Genomic DNA, 17,835 nt, shown 5'->3' with positions numbered 1-17,835 from the left:
CAGCCATGGTGCACAGCACCCGGCAGACTGTTAGGGCCAGCGGTGAACGACATGAAGATCAGGTTGCTAGGGAGGCACGGTGGCGGGCGAGTCCCCGGACATCGCGGAGCGGGAGCAGGATCAGCAGGAGTCAGGGGGAAAGACGTCCGGCCCCCCGGAAACAGTTCCCACCCCGGAGGACCCCCGCGCGACGACTCCGCCGGACGCGACCCTGAGCTTCTCGCCGACGTCCGACCCGGAGCGGGAGCCATCCCCGGCGGACGAGGCCGGGGACGCGGGGACGGCCACGGCTGACAGTGCGGGCCCGGTCCCGCCGAAGCAGCCGAAGCCGAAGCCGGACGTGCCGGGTTCGGAGGAGGCGAAGAAGTCCGGCGGCGACGCCGGCGAAGCGGGCACCGACCGCTCGGACGCGACGCTGCACTTCTCACCCGGAGCGGCTGCCGAGGACGGCGATGCCGCGCCCGAGCCCGCCGACGGCGCGGGCCCGGCCCCGTCGAAGGAGAACGCCGGGCCGGCGAAGCCGAGCGCCTCGGACGCCGCGTCCGGTGCCTCCGCCGAGGCGGACGGCGCGGGCCCGGTCCCGCCTAAGCCGGACACCGCCCCCGAGGCGCCGAAGCAGGACGCGCCCGCTCGTTCGGACGCGACGATGGTGTTCTCGGCCGGGGCCGCGACCGCGGACGGTCGCGACGTCCCGGCGAAGGCCGCGGACGGCTCGGAGCCCGCCCCGGCGAAGCCGAGCGCCGCGCCTGCGGCGGCCGGGTCCGTGGACGGTGGGGATTCCCGGCCGCCGAAGCCCCGTTCCGCTCCCGGCACGAACGAGTCCCCCGCCGGTGCGGACAAGGACACGCCGGACAAGGACGCCGTGCGCTCCATACTGGCGGAGCCGGCCGGTGCCGCCGGGAAGGACTCCCCGGACTCGGCGGACGGTGCCGGCCAGGTCCCGCCGAAGCCCGCCACGGCGCCCGCCGCCGGTGGCAAGGCTCCGAAGGAGGACCCCCGTTCCGCCTCCGGCGCCGTGCCCCCGAAGGACGACTCCGGCCCGGACACCCCGGGCGAACCCGCCCCCGCCTCCGGTGGCGACGGGCCGGGCCGCGGTGGGGCCGATCTGCGGAAGTCCCCCACCGCCCGGACCGAGACACCGGACAGGCCCGACGCACGGCCCGCGACCCCCGCCAAGCCCACCGGCGCCCCGGCGAAGCCCGCTGACCCACCCGCGAAGCCCGAGGCCCAGCCCGCCGCGTCGGCCGCCCCCGCCGCCCCCGTCACGGCTCCGCCGCCGCCCGCCGGGCCGCCGCCCGTGGCGGACGCCGAGCGGGAGCCCCTCGAACTGCTCGCCGCGCTCACCAACACGCCCCCGCCGCCGCCCACGCCGCTGCGCACCTTCGTGCGGCGGGTCAAGATCTGGACGCCCCTGGTCGTCCTGCTCCTGGTGATCTTCTCCGTGGCGCAGTCCCTGCGCCCGCTGCCGGAACCCACCCTCCGGCTCACCGCCGCCGAGTCCTTCACCTTCGACGGCGAGGTGCCCGCCGCGCCCTGGCCGGCCTCCGGCCAGGCGGCGCTCGACGTGGACGGCATCGGTACGTTCGGCACCTCGGGCGATCAGGAACCGGTGCCGATCGCCTCGGTCGCCAAGGTCATGACGGCCTACATCCTCATGCGGGACCACCCCATGGACTCCGATCCCGAGTCCACCGGCGCCGAGATCCCGGTCGACCAGAAGGCCGAGGACGAGGTGGCCCTGGGCGACTCGGACGACGAGTCCGTCGTCTCCGTCACCAGCGGCGACGTCCTCACCCAGCGCGAGGCCCTGCAGGCGATCATGATCGCCTCCGCCAACAACGTGGCCCGTCTCATCGCCCGCTGGGACGCCGGTTCGGAGGCCGACTTCGTCGCCAAGATGAACGAGACCGCCGCCGAACTCGGCATGAAGAACACCACCTACACCGACCCGTCCGGCCTCAGCCCCGACACGGTCAGCACGGCCGAGGACCAGGTCATCCTGGGCAGGGCGGCCATGGCGGACCCGGTCTTCCGGCAGGTCGTGCGGCTGCCCGAGTACTTCGACAGCAGTGGTGAGCGGCAGGGCAACTGGAACCACCTCGTGCCCATGAACGGCACGGTCGGCATCAAGACCGGCACCACGACCACCGCCCTGGGCAACCTCCTCTTCGCCGCCGAGCAGACCGTGGGCGAGGAGACCCGCCTGATCATCGGCGCGGTGCTGCGCCAGCCGCCGGACCCCGTCGACCTGTCCATCCTCACCGGGGCGCTCAACGCGGGAAGGGAACTGATCTCCTTCGCCCAGGAGGAACTGATCGAGGAGACGGTGCTCAAGGCCGGCGATGTCGTCGGGTACGTGGACGACGGGCTCGGCGGACGTACTCCGGTCACCGTCACCGAGGACGTGCGGGCGGCGGGCTGGCCGGGCCTGAAGCTCACGCTGGAGCTGAACGGCGGCGAGGGCGACGAGGCCCTGCCGCACACCGCCTCCGCCGGTACCGAGGTCGGCACGCTCACCGTCGGAGACGGCACCGGGGGCAGCGAGACCACCGTCCCGGTGGCGCTGCGGCACGATCTGACGGAGCCCGGCTTCACGGCCAGGCTCGGCCGGCTGGGCTGATCCGCCCCGCCGACCCGCGCCCCGCGAACGGCCTCCGCAAACGGCCCCCGGAACCGGACCGGCCCCGTACCGCGCGGTACGGGGCCGGTGGCCGTTCCAGGGGATAGCATCGCCCAGTGGCGCGATCACCACAGGACGAGGCGGCGTGGCGGGACCTGGACCCGGCCACCCGGGCGAGGATGGACTTCCTCGACCCGGAGGACTTCACCGTGGGCCCCACGGCGGAGGGCGCCGAGCAGTGGCAGCGCTTCACCGCCATCCTCGACAAGGCCGAGAACTACCGCTCCGGCCGGTGAGCCGGCCCCCCGCGCCGCCGGTCCCCGGCCTCAGGCCGGGCAGGTGTTCAGCATGGCGTTCAGCTCGTCGTGCTCGTCCTGGGTGACCGTCAGGTCGTACTCGTGCTTGACCCGGGTCCAGGCCAGCCCGTACTCGCACCAGAACTCCTCCAGCGGCGGCTGCCAGTCCTCGGGGCCCTGGTCACCCTTGGAGCGGTTGGAGGAGGCGCTGACGCCCAGCAGCTGCGGGTGGGTCAGGTCGTTGGCGAAGGCCGCCCGCCGGTCGGTGTCCCAGCTGTCCGCCCCCGAGCGCCAGGCGTTGGCGAGCGGCACCATGTGGTCGATGTCCACGTCCTTGGCCTCGTTCAGGGTCTCCCCGTCGTAGGCGCTGTACCAGCTGCCCGAGGTGGGCTGGCACTTGTCGTCCGTGACCACGTCCTCGCCGTCGCGCAGCAGCGTCTGCTGGCGGGCCGTGCAGCCGTCCTGGGAGGCCCAGTGCGGGAACTTGTCCCGGTCGTAGCCGGTCATGGGCCGCTGTTCGGCCACGGTGAGCTCGCCGAGCTGGGTCCTGGCGTCCTCGGGGGTGGGCAGGCCGGGGAGCGCCGTGACGATGAAGTCGGTGGCCGGCGGGGCGCCGTCGGCCGGGGGCGCGGACGGGGCCGGGTCGCCGTCCGCCGCGTCGGTGAAGTCCTCGGCGGTGCAGCCGCCGAGCGCCAGCGTTCCGCTGAGCGCTGCGGCGACCGCGACCGCGACTGTGTGTTTCCGGCTCCGGCCGCGCATGCGCCCACCCCATGTATCCGTTGAGTTCCGTGCTGATCGTTGTGTCGATCAATCGACGACGATCTTATGAGCCGGCACGGAACGTCAACACGGTGGTGAGGATGTCAGCCACCGGCGCGCGGGCGGGCGTTCACCTCAGCTGGTGGCGGCGGCGAACTGCGCGAGGAACGCCTCGTCGAAGGCCGGCAGGTCACCGGGCTTGCGGCTGGTGATGAGGGTGTTGGGGCCGTTGTTGTCGATGACGACCTGTTCGTCCACCCAACTGCCGCCCGCGTTGCGGATGTCGGTCTTCAGGCTGGGCCAGGAGGTGAGGGTCCGGCCCCGCACGGCGTCGGCCTCCACCAGCGTCCACGGGGCGTGGCAGATGGCGGCGACGGGGCGGCCGGTGGCGAAGAAGCCATTGATGAACGCCAGGGCGCGGCTGCTGAGCCGCAGCGCGTCCGGATTGGCCACGCCGCCGGGCAGGACCAGGCCGTCGTAGGCGTCCACCGAGGCGTCGTCGACGGTCTCGTCGACGGCGAAGGTGTCGGCGGCGTCCAGGTGGTTGTAGGCCTGGATCCGGCCCCCTTGGGTGGAGATCAGGCGGGGTTCACCGCCGGCGGCGAGCAGTGCGTCCCAGGGGTCGGTGAGTTCGATCTGCTCCACGCCTTCTGGCGCCATGAGGAAGGCGACGCGCACGTCGGTCACATCCTTTCGGCTTGTCCGTGTTCCGTGTTCCGGGTTGGTGTTCGTTTCCGTGGTCCCGGATGCGGATGGGGTACGGACGGGCGGGTGCCCCGGACGCGGGCGGATTATGCGTCCGGCGCCTTCGTGGTGTCGGCCGCGCCGGATGTCTCGGACGCCGCCGCGGCGTCCGGCGCCTTCGTGGTGTCGGCCGCGCCGGATGTCTCGGACGCCGCCGCCGGTGTGTGCACGAAGCGCAGGGTGAGGGCGAGCCGGGCGGGCCCCCGCATCATCCGGGCGAGGTTCCAGGTCATGCCGTGCGCCGCCGGGTCGATCTCCGGTTCCGCGGTGAGCGTGACGCCGTCGGGGGCGGTTTCGGTGGCGCGGGCGGTGAAGGTGAGCGGCCGGGTGACGCCGGTCACGGTCAGTTCCCCGCTGACGCGGACCTGCCCCGCGTCGCCCTCGGGCGCGATCCGCTCGGCGGCGAAGAGGATCTTCGGGTGGACCGCGACGCCGAAGAAGTCGTCGGACCGCAGATGCCGGTCGCGCCGCGCGTTGCCGGTGTCGAGCGATCCGGCGCCGACGGTGAGGGTGCCGCGCGCGGTGCCGTCCGCCAGGACGTCGGCGTGACCGGCGATCTCGCCGAAGGTGCCCGTGACGGTGATCAGCCCCCACAGTCCTTTGCGGGCGAAGCGGACGGTGGAGTGGGCGGCGTCCAGTGTCCAGCGGCCGGTCAGCAGCCCGGACGAAAGATCATCTGACATGACAATCCTCTTGCTGGTTATTAGGTAACTAGCGAGATATTAACGATGCCGGTTATCCTTCCGCAAGAGGACGGAGTTCGGCATGCGGACGGAACAGGGCGAAGGCCCCCCGGTGGATCCCCCGGCGGACCGACCCCAGGAGGACTGCCCCGGGGCCGAGGAGCGTGAACTCCTCCAGCACTGGCACGCCATGCAGAGCGGCTTCCGCCGCCTGAACGACCGGCTGCTGGCCGAGGTCGCCGCCGGTACGGGCGTCGCCCCCTCCTCGTTCCAGGTGCTGTGGCATCTGCTGACCGCTCCCGGCCGTTCGGCCCCGATGCGCGAACTGACCGAGACCCTGGGCTTCTCCACCGCCGGCACCACCAAGGTCGTGGACCGGCTCGCCCAGCAGGGACTGGTGGACCGCCGCCCCTCCCGCACCGACCGCCGGGTGGTCTACGCCGTGCTCACCGAGGAGGGCGCCGCCACCGCCACCGCCGCCGCCCGGGCCCTGGCCGGCGCGCTCCGCCGCCATCTGGTGGCACCGCTGGGCCCCGAGGGCTGCACGGCCCTGCTGGGCGCCCTGCTCACGCTGGAGGACGCGGCAGCGGACGGACCAGCAGCATGACCGGGGCGCCGGCCAGCCGGGTGACGACGACCGTGGCCTGACCCGGGCCGCTGGGCTTGAGGCGCTTGCGCAGCTCGTCCGGGTCGATCGCGGAGCCACGCTTCTTGATGGTGACCGTCCCCACCCCGCGCTCGCGCAGCAGCGCCCGCAGCCGCTTCACGTGGAACGGCAGCACCTCGTCGATCTCGTACCCGCTCGCGTACGGGGAGCCCGCCGCGTCCGGCCCGGCGCCCTTGGCCGGCTCGTCCGTCGTGATGTACGCGATGGTGGGGTCCAGGAGCCTGCCGCCGAGCCGCCGGGCCGCCTCCGCCACCAGATGGGCGCGGATCACCGCCCCGTCCGGCTCGTACAGATAGCGCCCCGGCGCCCCCGCCGGGGCCTGGCCGGTGTCGCCGGTGAGGGTGTCCCCGGCCGGCAGCAGGGTGGCGCGGCGTACGCCGGCCCCGCCGGTGCCGAACCACAGCACCGCCTCCTTGACCTCTCCGCGGTCCGAGACCCACTCCGCCTCGGCCTGCTCCGGGATCGCCTCGTGCGGGATGCCGGGGGCGATCTTCACCGCGGCGTACGGGGCGGCGCCGGCCGCCGCGATCGCCCAGGACAGCGGCGGTGAGTACGCCTCGGGGTCGAAGATCCGGCCGCGGCCGCCGCGCCGGGCCGGGTCGAGGAACACCGCGTCGTACCCGCTGGTGTCCACCTCGGTGACATCGCCGCGGCGCACCTCGATGAGTCCCTCCAGGCCCAGCGCCTCGGCGTTGGCCTGGGCCACGGCGCAGGTCAGCGGGTCGCGGTCGACGGCGAGGACCGCGATGCCCTCCCGGGCCAGCGCGATCGCGTCGCCGCCGATGCCGCAGCACAGATCGGCCACCCGGCGGATGCCCAGGCCCGCCATGCGCCGGGCCCGCCAGGCCGCGACGGTGGTCCGGGTGGCCTGTTCCACGCCGTTGGGCGTGAAGTACATGCGGGCCGCGTCGGCGGCCCCGAACTTCGCCACCGCGCGCTGCCGCAGCCGGGCCTGGCCGAGCGCGGCGGACACCAGCCCGGCGGGGTGGTCGCGGCGCAGCCGGGTGGCGAGGGTCAGCTCGTCCGCCGGGTCGAAGTCCCGCAGTTCGGCCAGCAACTGCCGGCCCTCGCTGCTCAGCAGGGCGTCGAAGGTCGATCGGGCGGAGGAATCGGGTGCGGCCACGTGGGTCATTCTCCCTGGCGGGCCGGAAGGTCGTGCCGCGTGTCCCTGGCGGCCGGTGCCAGCATCCGCTCCATGAGGATTATCAGACAAGTAAGACAAAAGTCTTTTTTCTGGACCGGGGCCACCGGAACCGGCCTGGCCATACTCGGACTCACCCTCCTGTCCTGTGGCACCGCCACCACCGCCGCCTCCTCCGGCACGGACGCCGCCGCTCCGGTCGCCGCCCTGGGCACGCCGCAGCGCGCCCAGGCCCGCACCGCCGCCGACGCGCTCGCCGCCTACGCCGAGGGCCTGCTGAAGGCCGAGACCGAGCGGCTCGCCGCCGCCAAGGGCTGGGGCCTGCGCAAGGCGCCGCTGCGCCCGCCGGCCCCGCCCGCGAAGAAGACCGAACCCGTCACGGAGCCGGGACACATCACCGGCGAGGGCCTGCCCGCCGTCATCACCCGGGTGCCCACTGACGACAAGGTCGTCTTCCTCACCATCGACGACGGCGCCCACAAGGACCCCGGCCTGCTGGAGATGCTCCGCGAGCTCGGCGTCCCCGTCAGCGCCTTCCTCTCCGACTACGTGGCCCGGGACGACTACGACTACTTCCGCGAGGCGCGGGACGACGGCTGGGGCATCCACAACCACACCGTCAACCACCGCGAACTGCCCAAGCTCTCGGCGGCCGGCCAGCGCGAGGAGATCTGCGACCAGCAGGACACCCTGGAAGAAGAGATGGGCACCCGCCCCACGATGTTCCGCCCGCCCTACGGTGCCTACGACCGCGAGACGCTGCGCGCGGCGGCCTCCTGCGGCGTGGAGGTGGTCCCGCTGTGGGCCGAGGAAGCCTTCCCCGACCGCATCGAATGGGGCCGCCCCGACCGGGAGTTCCACCCCGGGGACATCATCCTCACCCACTTCCGCGGCAGCTCGGAATGGTCGGGCACGATGCCCGACATGATCCGCCGCGTCCTGGACACCGCCACCTCCCAGGGTTTCGCCGTCGCCCGCCTGGAGGACTATCTCTGAGCCGGTCACGGGGGACGTCCACGGGACGCGGCGGGGGCGCGTGTTGGCACTCTGGTTGACTGAGTGCTAATCGCCGCCTACTCTCAAGACTGGCACTCTCCACCGGCGAGTGCCAGCATGCGCGACGGGCGGATCCGGCACCCGCGACGACGGGTCCTCCAGGGCGCTATCACAAGACAGCAGACCCTCAAGAGCTCTCCGAAGGGGGAGGTCGGACGTGACCGCCACCACCAGTTCCAAGGTTGCCATCAAGCCGCTCGAGGACCGCATCGTCGTCCAGCCGCTCGATGCCGAGCAGACCACGGCCTCCGGCCTGGTCATCCCGGACACCGCGAAGGAGAAGCCCCAGGAGGGCACCGTCCTCGCCGTGGGCCCGGGCCGCTTCGAGAACGGCGACCGCCTGCCGCTCGACGTCAAGGTCGGCGACATCGTGCTGTACAGCAAGTACGGCGGCACCGAGGTGAAGTACAACGGCGAGGAGTACCTGGTGCTCTCCGCCCGCGATGTGCTCGCCATCATCGAGAAGTAAGCCCCAGCGCTTCGCTTCACCCGGCCGCGCCCCGGCTCCCCGTCATCGACAAGCCGGGAAGTGAGGGGCGCGGCTGCCTTTTCGTCCGAGCTGAGCCAGCCAGCTCGCTCCGGCTTTCCAGCTTCCACACACTTTTACGAGGGATACGCACGTCATGGCGAAGATCCTGAAGTTCGACGAGGACGCCCGGCGCGCCCTCGAGCGCGGTGTCAACCAGCTCGCCGACGCGGTGAAGGTGACCATCGGCCCCAAGGGCCGCAACGTGGTCATCGACAAGAAGTTCGGCGCCCCGACCATCACCAACGACGGCGTCACCATCGCCCGTGAGGTGGAGATCGAGGACCCCTACGAGAACCTCGGCGCCCAGCTGGTGAAGGAGGTGGCGACCAAGACCAACGACATCGCGGGTGACGGCACCACCACCGCCACCGTCCTGGCCCAGGCGCTGGTCCGCGAGGGTCTGCGCAACGTCGCCGCGGGTGCCTCCCCGGCCGCCCTGAAGAAGGGCATCGACGCCGCGGTCCGCGCCATCTCGGACGACCTGCTGGCCACCGCGCGCCCGATCGACTCCAAGGAGGACATCGCCGCCGTCGCCGCGCTGTCCGCCCAGGACAAGCAGGTCGGCGAGCTCATCGCGCAGGCGATGGACAAGGTCGGCAAGGACGGTGTCATCACCGTCGAGGAGTCCCAGACCTTCGGCCTGGAGCTGGACTTCACCGAGGGCATGGCCTTCGACAAGGGCTACCTCTCCCCGTACTTCGTCACCGACCAGGAGCGTATGGAGGCCGTCCTCGACGACCCGTACATCCTGATCCACCAGGGCAAGATCTCCTCCATCCAGGACCTGCTCCCGCTGCTGGAGAAGATCATGCAGGCCGGCGGGGCCTCCAAGCCGCTGCTGATCATCGCCGAGGACGTGGAGGGCGAGGCGCTCTCCACCCTCGTCGTCAACAAGATCCGCGGCACCTTCAACGCGGTCGCCGTCAAGGCGCCCGGCTTCGGTGACCGCCGCAAGGCCATGCTCGGTGACATCGCCACCCTCACCAACGCGACCGTGATCTCCGAGGAGGTCGGCCTCAAGCTGGAGCAGGCCGGGCTCGACGTGCTCGGCACCGCCCGCCGGGTCACCATCACCAAGGACGACACCACCGTCGTGGACGGCGCCGGCGACACCGCCGACGTCACCGGCCGCGTCAACCAGATCAAGGCCGAGATCGAGTCCACCGACTCCGACTGGGACCGCGAGAAGCTCCAGGAGCGCCTCGCCAAGCTCGCCGGCGGCGTGTGCGTGATCCGCGTCGGTGCCGCCACCGAGGTGGAGCTCAAGGAGAAGAAGCACCGTCTGGAGGACGCCATCTCCGCGACCCGCGCCGCGGTCGAGGAGGGCATCGTCCCCGGTGGTGGCGCCTCGCTGGTGCACGCCGCCAAGGTGCTGGAAGGCGGCCTGGGCAAGGAGGGCGACGAGGCCACCGGTGTCGCCGTCGTCCGCCGCGCCGTCGTCGAGCCGCTGCGCTGGATCGCCGAGAACGCCGGCCTGGAGGGCTACGTCATCACCTCCAAGGTCGCAGACCTGGACAAGGGTGAGGGCTTCAACGCCGCCACCGGCGAGTACGGCGACCTGGTGAAGGCCGGCGTCATCGACCCGGTCAAGGTCACCCGCTCCGCGCTGGAGAACGCCGCCTCCATCGCCTCCCTGCTGCTCACCACCGAGACCCTCGTGGTGGAGAAGAAGGAAGAGGAGCCCGAGGCCGCCGGCGGCGGTCACGGCCACAGCCACTGACACCGGCACCGGTACCAGTGCGTACGGAAGGCCCCCGGCTCGCCCGTTTCCGGGCGGGGTGGGGGCCTTCTCCCGTGACAGCGGCGGCGCGCCCGATACGGCTCGCCAGGTCGCGACCGGCCAGGTCCCGACCGGCTAGGTCTCGACCAGGCCGAGCTGGCTCATCACACCGAGCTGGTCCCAGTTCCACCAGCCCTCGGCGATCTTCCCGTCCGCGAAACGGAAAGTGGTGTGGCCGGTGATGGTCAGCGCCCGGCCCGTGGGTTCGAGCCCCAGGTACTCACCGGAGTGGGTGCCTGTCACCGTCCACCGGGTCGTCACCAGATCCCCTTCCGCGATCTGGTTCTCGATGACGATCACCGGCTCGAAGGCGCTCATGTACATGCCCACCTGCTCCTTGAACTCCCGCAGCCCGTGGGGATCGGCCGGATTGCCCGGGTCGTGGTCGGCGTAGTCCGGGCTCATGAACCCGTCCGCCGCCTCCAGTCTCCGGTCATTGATCACGGTCTCGAAGAAGGCGCGTACCGCTCGCTTGTTGAGCTGCTCGTCGCGGACGACGTCCAGGTCGGTGAAGCGCGGGACGTCGTCGCACAGTTCCATCATCTCCTTGAATATCCGGTCGGTCTCCGGGAGCTTCGAATTCCTCATCGCCTCCTCGTACGAGGGAAACTCCACGATCTCCACGACGTGAGTGGAATCCGACCGGTCCTTGCCGACGATCGAGTGAGTGGCCGTTCGCTTCCCGCGGGTCGCCTCGGTCCAGCGATCCATCAGGCGGTTCATCTCACCGACCCGTGTGGTTTTGAGATCAATTACCTGCACGAATGTCATGGGTGGATTCCCTCGGGAGAGTGCATTCACTTCACACTGCCAGCGTAAAACCGGGAGGATGGTCATTTCCTCCTACGCCCCGGGGGTATCCGGGCCCTCCCGCCGCGGCCCGTACTTCCGCCCCGCCCGGCCCGTGATCCCGCCCAGCGCCCCGCGCGGCACCAGCTTGGCCGCGCCCATCAGGGCCTTGTAGCGGGGATCGGGGATCGAGACCGTGCGGCCCCGGGCCAGGTCCCGCAGCCCCGCGTCCACCACCTTGTCGGCGTCCAGCCACATCCACTCCGGAATGGCCGTCGTGCCCATCCGCGCCCGCTGGTGGAACTCGGTGCGCACGAACCCCGGGCACAGCGCCATCAGCCGCACCCCGCTGCCCGCCATGTCCCGGGCCGCGCCCTGGGTGAACTGGACGACCCACGCCTTGGACGCCCCGTACGTGCCGCGCGGCACGAACGCCGCCACCGACGCCACGTTCACCACCCCGCCGCGCCGCCGCAGCCGCATGGTGGTGACCGCCGCCGTCGTCAGCCGCAGCACCGCCTCGCAGTGCACCTTCAGCATCCGCAGCTCGTCCGCCATGGGGACCTCCGGATAGACCCCCTTGAGGCCGAAGCCGGCGTTGTTGACCAGCAGGTCCACAGGGTGGCGGCGGTCGCCCAGCCGTTCCTCGACCGCCTCGATCCCCTCGTCCTCGGCCAGGTCGGCGACCAGCACGGCCGCCTCGATCCCGTGCAGATCGTGCAGCTCCGCCGCCGTGCTCCGCAGCCGCTGCGCGTCCCGTGCCACCAGCACCAGATTGTGGCCGTCGCGCGCCAGCCGCCGTGCGAAGGCGGCCCCGATCCCGGCGGTGGCTCCCGTCACCAATGCAGTTGTCATAAGCGGAGACGGTAGTCGGTCGCCTCCGCTCAGTCCCGGCGGGTTGGCGTGCTCGCGTCGACGAGGCCCCGGCGGGCCCGCCCCATCAACTCCTCGCGCTCGTCCTCGGTCAGTCCGCCCCACACGCCGTACGGCTCGCGGACGGCCAGCGCGTGCGCGGCGCACTCCGAGCGCACCGGGCAGCGCATGCACACCTCCTTGGCCTGCGTCTCACGGGCGCTGCGGGCGGCACCGCGCTCGCCCTCGGGGTGGAAGAAGAGGGAACTGTCCACGCCCCGGCAGGCGGCGAGCAGCTGCCAGTCCCACAGGTCGGCGTTCGGGCCCGGAAGGCGGGAGAAATCTGCCATGAGAGTGTCCCATCGGATACGAGCTGTCGTGCTGGCCTGGCTCGGTCAGTCCACATCCGCCGCCGTCGGGCAGATGTAAATATGACTACCAGCCGAATATATCCGGAAACCTCTCAAAATGAACAAGCGCGTCTAAATAGGGCAAAAACGAATGTTCGGCGTGTTGGATGGAAGCACCTGTCGCGTGACGGAAGCGTCACGTAGAGTGCTGAAGGCTGTGGGGTTGATAGCCCAACGACGATCGAAGGTGAAGTGCGGAAGCCGTAACTCTTTCGGGTGACCGTCGTTGAGAGGGCGGAGGCGGTTGACGGAAGAGACCACCGCCCGGACCAGGGTCCGGGGCTGTCAATCGCACAGGTGACGACACACAACAGCCTGGAGGCTCAACGTGATGCGCATCAGCTGCGGAGGCCGGCCATGACGTCCGTTCTTGTCTGCGACGACTCCCCGCTCGCCCGGGAAGCCCTGCGCCGCGCGGTCGCCACCGTGCCCGGCGTGGAGCGGGTCACCACGGCGGCCAACGGCGAGGAAGTCCTCCGCCGCTGGGGTGCCGACCGCTCCGATCTCATCCTGATGGACGTCCGGATGCCCGGACTCGGGGGCGTGGAGACCGTACGGCGGCTGCTGTCGGCCGACCCGGGCGCCCGCATCATCATGCTCACCGTGGCCGAGGACCTCGACGGCGTGGCCCTCGCCGTCGCCGCCGGAGCCCGCGGTTATCTCCACAAGGACGCCTCGCGCGCCGAACTGCGGGCCACCGTCACCCAGGCGCTGGCCGACCCGACCTGGCGGCTGGCCCCGCGCCGGCTGCGCTCCTCCGACATGGGAGCCGCCCCCACCCTCACCGCCCGGGAGATCCAGGTGCTGGAGGGAATGAGCCACGGACGGTCCAACGCCGAGATCGGGCGTGAGCTTTTTCTCTCCGAGGACACGGTCAAAACCCACGCCCGCCGACTGTTCAAAAAGCTCGGCGCTTCCGACCGCGCACATGCTGTGGCCTTGGGTTTCCGCTGGGGCCTGGTCCGCTGAGCCGGCCGGGCCACGAGAACCGGACGGGGAGGGGCGGCCCGAGTCTGTCGCCCCGTCCGGCACGGAGCGGGCCTGAAACTTTTCCCGGTGCCGCATGCTTGAGGCATGACGCTCCTTGGGGACGAGCCGGCCACGCGCGAGGGGAGGGCCCGGGACATGACGGGCAGCGGCACTCCCGCTCCGAACACTTCGAACGCTCCGAAGACAGCTCCGCGCACTTCACATAACGCTTCGGTGCACAACTCCGCACACGGTGCACCGGACCGTGGTGCGACGGTGCACCATGGACCGATGCGCGATGACGAGACCACGGCGATCGGCGCCCTCGTCCATCGGGCCGCCGAGGGCGATGCCCAGGCGACTCATGACCTGCTGGCCCATGTGCACCCACTCGCGGTGCGCTACTGCCGCACCCGGCTGGCCCGGCTGCCCGGCGAGGCCAGACACTTCGTCGACGATCTGGCGCAGGAAGTGTGCCTGGCGGTGCTCTACGCGCTGCCCCGCTACCGCGACACCGGACGGCCCTTCGACGCCTTCGTGGTGGCCATCGCCCAGCACAAGGTCGCCGACCTCCAGCGGGCGGCGATGCGCGGGCCCGGATCCACCGTCCTGCCCTCCGACGAGATGCCCGAACGGGCGGACGACTCGCTGGGGCCCGAGGAGCGGGCGCTGCTGAGCAGCGACGCCGAGTGGGCCAGAAAGCTGCTGGCGAACCTCCCCGATCATCTGCGCGAGCTGGTGCTGCTGCGGGTCGCGATCGGACTGACCGCCGAGGAGACCGGGCAGAAGCTGGGCATGTCGCCCGGCGCCGTACGGGTGGCACAGCACCGTGCGCTCAGCCGGCTGCGGGCGCTCGCGGGGCGGTGAGCGCGCCGGCCCGCACTCCGCCGGCCGTCCCGTCCGGATCCCCGGACGTCACCAGGATCACGTCCGGGGGATAAGCGGGCGGTAAGAGGACACCGCCGGTTCCGCTTAGCATGGACAGCCAGGCTGGGCAAGGGTGCGTAGGCCGGATGGATGCGTGCGTGATCGAGCAGCGCGTGAGCCGCGAGCGTGGAGAGGGCAGACATGAGTGATCACACCGAGGGAATCCCGGACAAGTTCGCCGCGCTCGGCCTGACCTTCGACGATGTGCTGCTGCTGCCGGGCGCCGCCGACATGGCCCCCGGCGACATCGACACCTCGTCGCTGATCTCGCGCAACGTACGGGTGAACGTCCCGCTGCTGTCGGCGGCCATGGACAAGGTCACCGAGGCGCGGATGGCCATCGCCATGGCGCGGCAGGGCGGGGCCGGCGTGCTGCACCGCAACCTGTCCATCGAGGAGCAGGCCGCCCAGGTGGACCGGGTGAAGCGCTCCGAGTCGGGCATGGTCACCGACCCGATCACCATCCGCCCCGACGCGTCGCTGCGCGAGGCCGACGAGCTGTGCGGCCGGTTCCGGATCAGCGGTGTGCCGGTCACGGACGGCGCCGGGAAGCTGCTGGGCATCGTCACCAACCGCGACATGGCGTTCGAGTCGGACCGCAGCCGGCAGGTGCGCGAGGTCATGACGCCGATGCCGCTGGTCACTGGCCAGGTCGGGATCTCCGGCGAGCAGGCCATGGAACTGCTGCGCCGGCACAAGATCGAGAAGCTGCCGCTGGTGGACACGGACGGCCGCCTCGGCGGGCTGATCACCGTCAAGGACTTCGTGAAGGCCGAGAAGTACCCGAACGCCGCCAAGGACGCCGAGGGCCGCCTCATCGTCGGCGCGGCGGTCGGAGTCGCCGGCGACGCGTACGAGCGGGCCCAGGCGCTGATCGAGGCCGGCGTGGACTTCGTGGTCGTGGACACGGCGCACGGGCACTCCCGGCTGGTCCCGGAGATGGCCGCCAAGATCAAGTCGAACTACGACCGGGTCGACGTGGTGGCCGGCAACGTGGCCACCCGGGACGGCGCGCAGGCGCTCGTGGACGCCGGGGTCGACGGCATCAAGGTCGGCGTCGGACCCGGCTCGATCTGCACCACCCGCGTGGTGGCCGGCATCGGCGTGCCGCAGGTGACGGCGATCTACGAGGCCGCGCTGGCGGCGCGCGAGGCCGGCATCCCGGTGATCGGCGACGGTGGCCTCCAGTACAGCGGCGACATCGCCAAGGCGCTGGTGGCCGGCGCGGACACGGTGATGCTCGGCAGCCTGCTGGCGGGCTGCGAGGAGTCGCCGGGCGAGCTCCAGTTCATCAACGGCAAGCAGTTCAAGTCGTACCGGGGCATGGGCTCGCTGGGCGCGATGCAGACGCGCGGTGAGAAGCGCTCGTACTCCAAGGACCGGTACTTCCAGGAGTCGGTCGGCGACGACGACAAGCTGATCCCCGAGGGCATCGAGGGCCAGGTGCCCTACCGCGGTCCGCTGGCCTCCGTGGTGCACCAGCTGGTGGGCGGGCTGCACCAGTCGATGTACTACCTGGGCGGCCGTACCGTCCCGGACATCAAGGAGCGCGGCCGGTTCGTCCGCATCACCGCGGCCGGGCTCAAGGAGAGCCACCCGCACGACATCCAGATGACGACCGAGGCCCCGAACTACTCGCGGCGCTGAGCCCGGGGAATACTGGGACGTCTGCCGGCGAAAGCACAGGGAAAGGCTCATCAGGTGACGGAGATCGAGATCGGGCGCGGCAAGCGCGGGCGGCGGGCGTACGCGTTCGACGACATCGCGGTGGTGCCCAGCCGGCGTACCCGGGACCCCAAGGAGGTCTCGATCGCCTGGCAGATCGATGCCTACCGCTTCGAACTGCCCTTCCTGGCCGCGCCGATGGACTCCGTCGTCTCGCCGGCCACCGCCATCCGCATCGGTGAGATGGGCGGCCTCGGGGTGCTCAACCTCGAAGGTCTGTGGACCCGTTACGAGGACCCCGAGCCGCTGCTCGCGGAGATCGCCGAGCTCTCCGAGGACGGCGCCAACAAGCGGCTTCAGGAGATCTACGAGGCGCCGATCCGCGAGGAGCTGATCGGGCAGCGCATCAAGGAGGTCCGGGACGCGGGGGTCGTCACGGCCGCCGCGCTCTCGCCGCAGCGCACCGCGCAGTTCTCCAAGGCGGTCGTGGACGCGGGCGTGGACCTGTTCGTGATCCGCGGTACGACGGTCTCGGCCGAGCATGTGTCGGGGGCGGCGGAGCCGCTGAACCTCAAGCAGTTCATCTACGAGCTGGACGTGCCGGTGATCGTCGGCGGCTGCGCCACCTACACGGCGGCGCTGCACCTGATGCGGACGGGGGCCGCCGGCGTGCTGGTCGGCTTCGGCGGCGGCGCGGCGCACACCACGCGCAACGTGCTGGGTATCCAGGTGCCGATGGCGACGGCCGTGGCCGATGTGGCGGCGGCGCGGCGCGACTACATGGACGAGTCGGGCGGCCGGTACGTGCATGTGATCGCGGACGGCGGCGTCGGCTGGTCCGGCGACCTGCCGAAGGCGATCGCGTGCGGCGCCGACGCGGTGATGATGGGCTCCCCGCTGGCGCGGGCCACCGACGCGCCGGGGCGCGGGAACCACTGGGGCATGGAGGCGGTGCACGAGGACGTGCCGCGCGGCAAGAAGGTGCGGCTGGGCACGGTGGGCAGCACCGCCGAGATCCTCACCGGCCCGTCCCACATCCCCGACGGCTCGATGAACTTCTTCGGCGCGCTGCGGCGGGCGATGGCGACGACCGGGTACTCCGAGCTCAAGGAGTTCCAGCGCGTGGAGGTCACGGTCGCCGACTCGCGTTGACGCGATGGGGTGATCATTTCCCTCAACTGGCGGTATGGCGCGCGGACGCCCGCATGATGGTGCCGGGGCACCCATGCGGGCGTAGCGTGTCACCAGAGAGGGAAGGGGCGGAAAGTGACGATGGTCGCCGAACGCGCCATCGATTCTGCCGATGATTCTGTGACCGAGCCCGTGAAGAAGCCACGAATGGACCCCATCGATCTGCTGATCGCGCTCGAAGAGGCAGTGGATATGCCGCTTCGGCCCGAGTTCATCGAGGGGATGGCGATCGTGCCACCACGGCCCGAAGACGCACACAATGACGGTGCGAGCGAGCTGTATTTCCAACTGCGTTCCGCCGGATTTCAGTTGGCGGGTATGGGCAACGGTTTCCGTTCGGGGGTCAAGGGCGAACGGACGCAGGGTCTCCTGACCCCGGATTTCTATGTGCGGCGGCGTCGGCCCTCCGAGATCGACGAGGCGGATTGCCGGGCCCACGAGGGCTGGTACTCGGTCGATCTGCTGGATCTGGTCGGGGAGGTCACGTCCAGCAACCATGAGACCGACACCGGCCCCAAGTACCGCACGTACGCCGCTGCGGGAGTCCCCGTTTATGTGCTGATTCACCGGGACGAGAAGAAGGCGTTCGCCTACTCGGACCCGAAGCCGGGGGACGCATCGGCCAAGGCGCGTTACGCCACCAAGGTCGAGGTGGATCTGGGGCGTTCGCTCCCGCTGCCCGAGCCCTATCCGGCACTGGACACCTCGGTCTTTCTCGCCGGGTAGGGCCCGGCCCGGGTGCGGACCGGGCCCCCGT

The 17,835-nt window shown here is 71.2% G+C and carries 18 protein-coding genes; 11 read left to right on the top strand and 7 right to left on the bottom strand.

Translation table 11 applies throughout. The features are described 5' to 3' along the window. Positions 1-79 precede the first annotated feature (79 nt). Complete coding sequence (locus tag H7827_RS11490; protein WP_432744689.1) at positions 80-2,620, top strand: D-alanyl-D-alanine carboxypeptidase; 2,541 nt, start codon at positions 80-82, stop codon at positions 2,618-2,620. Positions 2,621-2,736: 116 nt separating this feature from the next. After that, positions 2,737-2,916 (top strand): hypothetical protein, encoded by a 180-nt coding sequence (locus H7827_RS11485; protein ID WP_200365233.1) that lies wholly within the window; start codon positions 2,737-2,739, stop codon positions 2,914-2,916. A gap of 30 nt (positions 2,917-2,946) precedes the next feature. Here H7827_RS11485 and H7827_RS11480 read toward each other — a convergent pair whose 3' ends face one another. The 3 genes from H7827_RS11480 to H7827_RS11470 form a co-directional block, all read right to left on the bottom strand. Continuing rightward, positions 2,947-3,675 (bottom strand): HNH endonuclease family protein, encoded by a 729-nt coding sequence (locus tag H7827_RS11480; RefSeq protein ID WP_432744687.1) that lies wholly within the window; start codon positions 3,673-3,675, stop codon positions 2,947-2,949. A gap of 135 nt (positions 3,676-3,810) precedes the next feature. Next, the gene (locus H7827_RS11475; RefSeq protein WP_200368600.1) at positions 3,811-4,353 is read right to left on the bottom strand and encodes a type 1 glutamine amidotransferase domain-containing protein; all 543 of its coding nucleotides are present in this window, start codon (positions 4,351-4,353) and stop codon (positions 3,811-3,813) included. A gap of 113 nt (positions 4,354-4,466) precedes the next feature. Then, positions 4,467-5,102, bottom strand: coding sequence for a YceI family protein (locus H7827_RS11470; protein ID WP_432744685.1), 636 nt, complete (start codon positions 5,100-5,102; stop codon positions 4,467-4,469). Positions 5,103-5,184: 82 nt separating this feature from the next. Here H7827_RS11470 and H7827_RS11465 point away from each other — a divergent pair, with 82 nt between their 5' ends. Continuing rightward, entirely contained in the window at positions 5,185-5,709 is a 525-nt protein-coding gene (locus H7827_RS11465) for a MarR family winged helix-turn-helix transcriptional regulator (protein WP_432744683.1), read from the top strand. Here H7827_RS11465 and H7827_RS11460 read toward each other — a convergent pair. Continuing rightward, positions 5,669-6,901 carry a THUMP-like domain-containing protein gene (locus tag H7827_RS11460; protein WP_432744681.1) on the bottom strand — a complete coding sequence of 411 codons (1,233 nt, stop codon included), beginning with the start codon at positions 6,899-6,901 and terminating at the stop codon, positions 5,669-5,671. The two genes, H7827_RS11465 and H7827_RS11460, sit on opposite strands and share 41 nt — an antisense overlap. Positions 6,902-6,964: 63 nt before the next feature. On the opposite strand from H7827_RS11460, the gene H7827_RS11455 reads away from it, so the two are divergent. The 3 genes from H7827_RS11455 (at position 6,965) to groL (ending at position 10,215) form a co-directional block, all read left to right on the top strand. After that, complete coding sequence (locus tag H7827_RS11455; protein ID WP_432744679.1) at positions 6,965-7,906, top strand: polysaccharide deacetylase family protein; 942 nt, start codon at positions 6,965-6,967, stop codon at positions 7,904-7,906. Between the two features lie 217 nt (positions 7,907-8,123). Next, positions 8,124-8,435, top strand: a complete 312-nt coding sequence (groES, locus tag H7827_RS11450; RefSeq protein ID WP_019431600.1) for a co-chaperone GroES — start codon at positions 8,124-8,126, stop codon at positions 8,433-8,435. Positions 8,436-8,589: 154 nt separating this feature from the next. Further along, positions 8,590-10,215: a chaperonin GroEL gene (gene groL / locus H7827_RS11445; RefSeq protein WP_386534326.1), complete on the top strand. Its 1,626-nt coding sequence runs from the start codon at positions 8,590-8,592 to the stop codon at positions 10,213-10,215. A gap of 135 nt (positions 10,216-10,350) precedes the next feature. Here groL and H7827_RS11440 read toward each other — a convergent pair whose 3' ends face one another. The 3 genes from H7827_RS11440 to H7827_RS11430 form a co-directional block, all read right to left on the bottom strand. After that, entirely contained in the window at positions 10,351-11,046 is a 696-nt protein-coding gene (locus H7827_RS11440) for an ester cyclase (RefSeq protein ID WP_386534329.1), read from the bottom strand. A gap of 72 nt (positions 11,047-11,118) precedes the next feature. Further along, complete coding sequence (locus H7827_RS11435; RefSeq protein ID WP_386534332.1) at positions 11,119-11,919, bottom strand: SDR family NAD(P)-dependent oxidoreductase; 801 nt, start codon at positions 11,917-11,919, stop codon at positions 11,119-11,121. A gap of 29 nt (positions 11,920-11,948) precedes the next feature. Then, on the bottom strand, positions 11,949-12,266 hold the full coding sequence (locus H7827_RS11430) for a WhiB family transcriptional regulator (protein WP_030729142.1): 318 nt from the start codon (positions 12,264-12,266) through the stop codon (positions 11,949-11,951). A gap of 417 nt (positions 12,267-12,683) precedes the next feature. On the opposite strand from H7827_RS11430, the gene H7827_RS11425 reads away from it, so the two are divergent. From H7827_RS11425 to H7827_RS11405, 5 genes are all read left to right on the top strand, one after another. Further along, the gene (locus tag H7827_RS11425) at positions 12,684-13,295 is read left to right on the top strand and encodes a response regulator transcription factor (RefSeq protein WP_019431595.1); all 612 of its coding nucleotides are present in this window, start codon (positions 12,684-12,686) and stop codon (positions 13,293-13,295) included. A gap of 291 nt (positions 13,296-13,586) precedes the next feature. Further along, a complete protein-coding gene (gene shbA / locus H7827_RS11420) occupies positions 13,587-14,162 on the top strand; it encodes an RNA polymerase sigma factor ShbA (RefSeq protein WP_019431594.1) in 576 nt (191 codons plus the stop codon). 201 nt (positions 14,163-14,363) lie between these two features. Continuing rightward, positions 14,364-15,869: an IMP dehydrogenase gene (gene guaB, locus H7827_RS11415; RefSeq protein WP_386534336.1), complete on the top strand. Its 1,506-nt coding sequence runs from the start codon at positions 14,364-14,366 to the stop codon at positions 15,867-15,869. Between the two features lie 54 nt (positions 15,870-15,923). Further along, the gene (locus tag H7827_RS11410; protein ID WP_030729134.1) at positions 15,924-17,039 is read left to right on the top strand and encodes a GuaB3 family IMP dehydrogenase-related protein; all 1,116 of its coding nucleotides are present in this window, start codon (positions 15,924-15,926) and stop codon (positions 17,037-17,039) included. Between the two features lie 120 nt (positions 17,040-17,159). Continuing rightward, the gene (locus H7827_RS11405; RefSeq protein ID WP_432747977.1) at positions 17,160-17,804 is read left to right on the top strand and encodes a Uma2 family endonuclease; all 645 of its coding nucleotides are present in this window, start codon (positions 17,160-17,162) and stop codon (positions 17,802-17,804) included. Positions 17,805-17,835: the final 31 nt, after the last annotated feature.

It is taken from the genome of Streptomyces sp. JH002 (genome assembly GCF_050916115.1).
GTDB lineage: Bacteria > Actinomycetota > Actinomycetes > Streptomycetales > Streptomycetaceae > Streptomyces > Streptomyces xiamenensis.
Note: the sequence above shows the minus strand (reverse complement) of the source record. Positions and strands in the feature narration are given on the sequence as shown.

Coding starts and splice junctions, on each gene's coding strand:
- H7827_RS11430 (WP_030729142.1), bottom strand. CDS start 12,266: ATGGCAGATTTCTCCCGCCTTCCGGGCCCGAACGCCGACCTGTGGGAC.
- shbA (WP_019431594.1), top strand. CDS start 13,587: ATGCGCGATGACGAGACCACGGCGATCGGCGCCCTCGTCCATCGGGCC.
- H7827_RS11460 (WP_432744681.1), bottom strand. CDS start 6,901: ATGACCCACGTGGCCGCACCCGATTCCTCCGCCCGATCGACCTTCGAC.
- H7827_RS11480 (WP_432744687.1), bottom strand. CDS start 3,675: ATGCGCGGCCGGAGCCGGAAACACACAGTCGCGGTCGCGGTCGCCGCA.
- H7827_RS11470 (WP_432744685.1), bottom strand. CDS start 5,102: ATGTCAGATGATCTTTCGTCCGGGCTGCTGACCGGCCGCTGGACACTG.
- guaB (WP_386534336.1), top strand. CDS start 14,364: ATGAGTGATCACACCGAGGGAATCCCGGACAAGTTCGCCGCGCTCGGC.
- groL (WP_386534326.1), top strand. CDS start 8,590: ATGGCGAAGATCCTGAAGTTCGACGAGGACGCCCGGCGCGCCCTCGAG.
- H7827_RS11435 (WP_386534332.1), bottom strand. CDS start 11,919: ATGACAACTGCATTGGTGACGGGAGCCACCGCCGGGATCGGGGCCGCC.
- H7827_RS11440 (WP_386534329.1), bottom strand. CDS start 11,046: ATGACATTCGTGCAGGTAATTGATCTCAAAACCACACGGGTCGGTGAG.
- H7827_RS11405 (WP_432747977.1), top strand. CDS start 17,160: ATGGTCGCCGAACGCGCCATCGATTCTGCCGATGATTCTGTGACCGAG.
- H7827_RS11425 (WP_019431595.1), top strand. CDS start 12,684: ATGACGTCCGTTCTTGTCTGCGACGACTCCCCGCTCGCCCGGGAAGCC.
- H7827_RS11465 (WP_432744683.1), top strand. CDS start 5,185: ATGCGGACGGAACAGGGCGAAGGCCCCCCGGTGGATCCCCCGGCGGAC.
- H7827_RS11455 (WP_432744679.1), top strand. CDS start 6,965: ATGAGGATTATCAGACAAGTAAGACAAAAGTCTTTTTTCTGGACCGGG.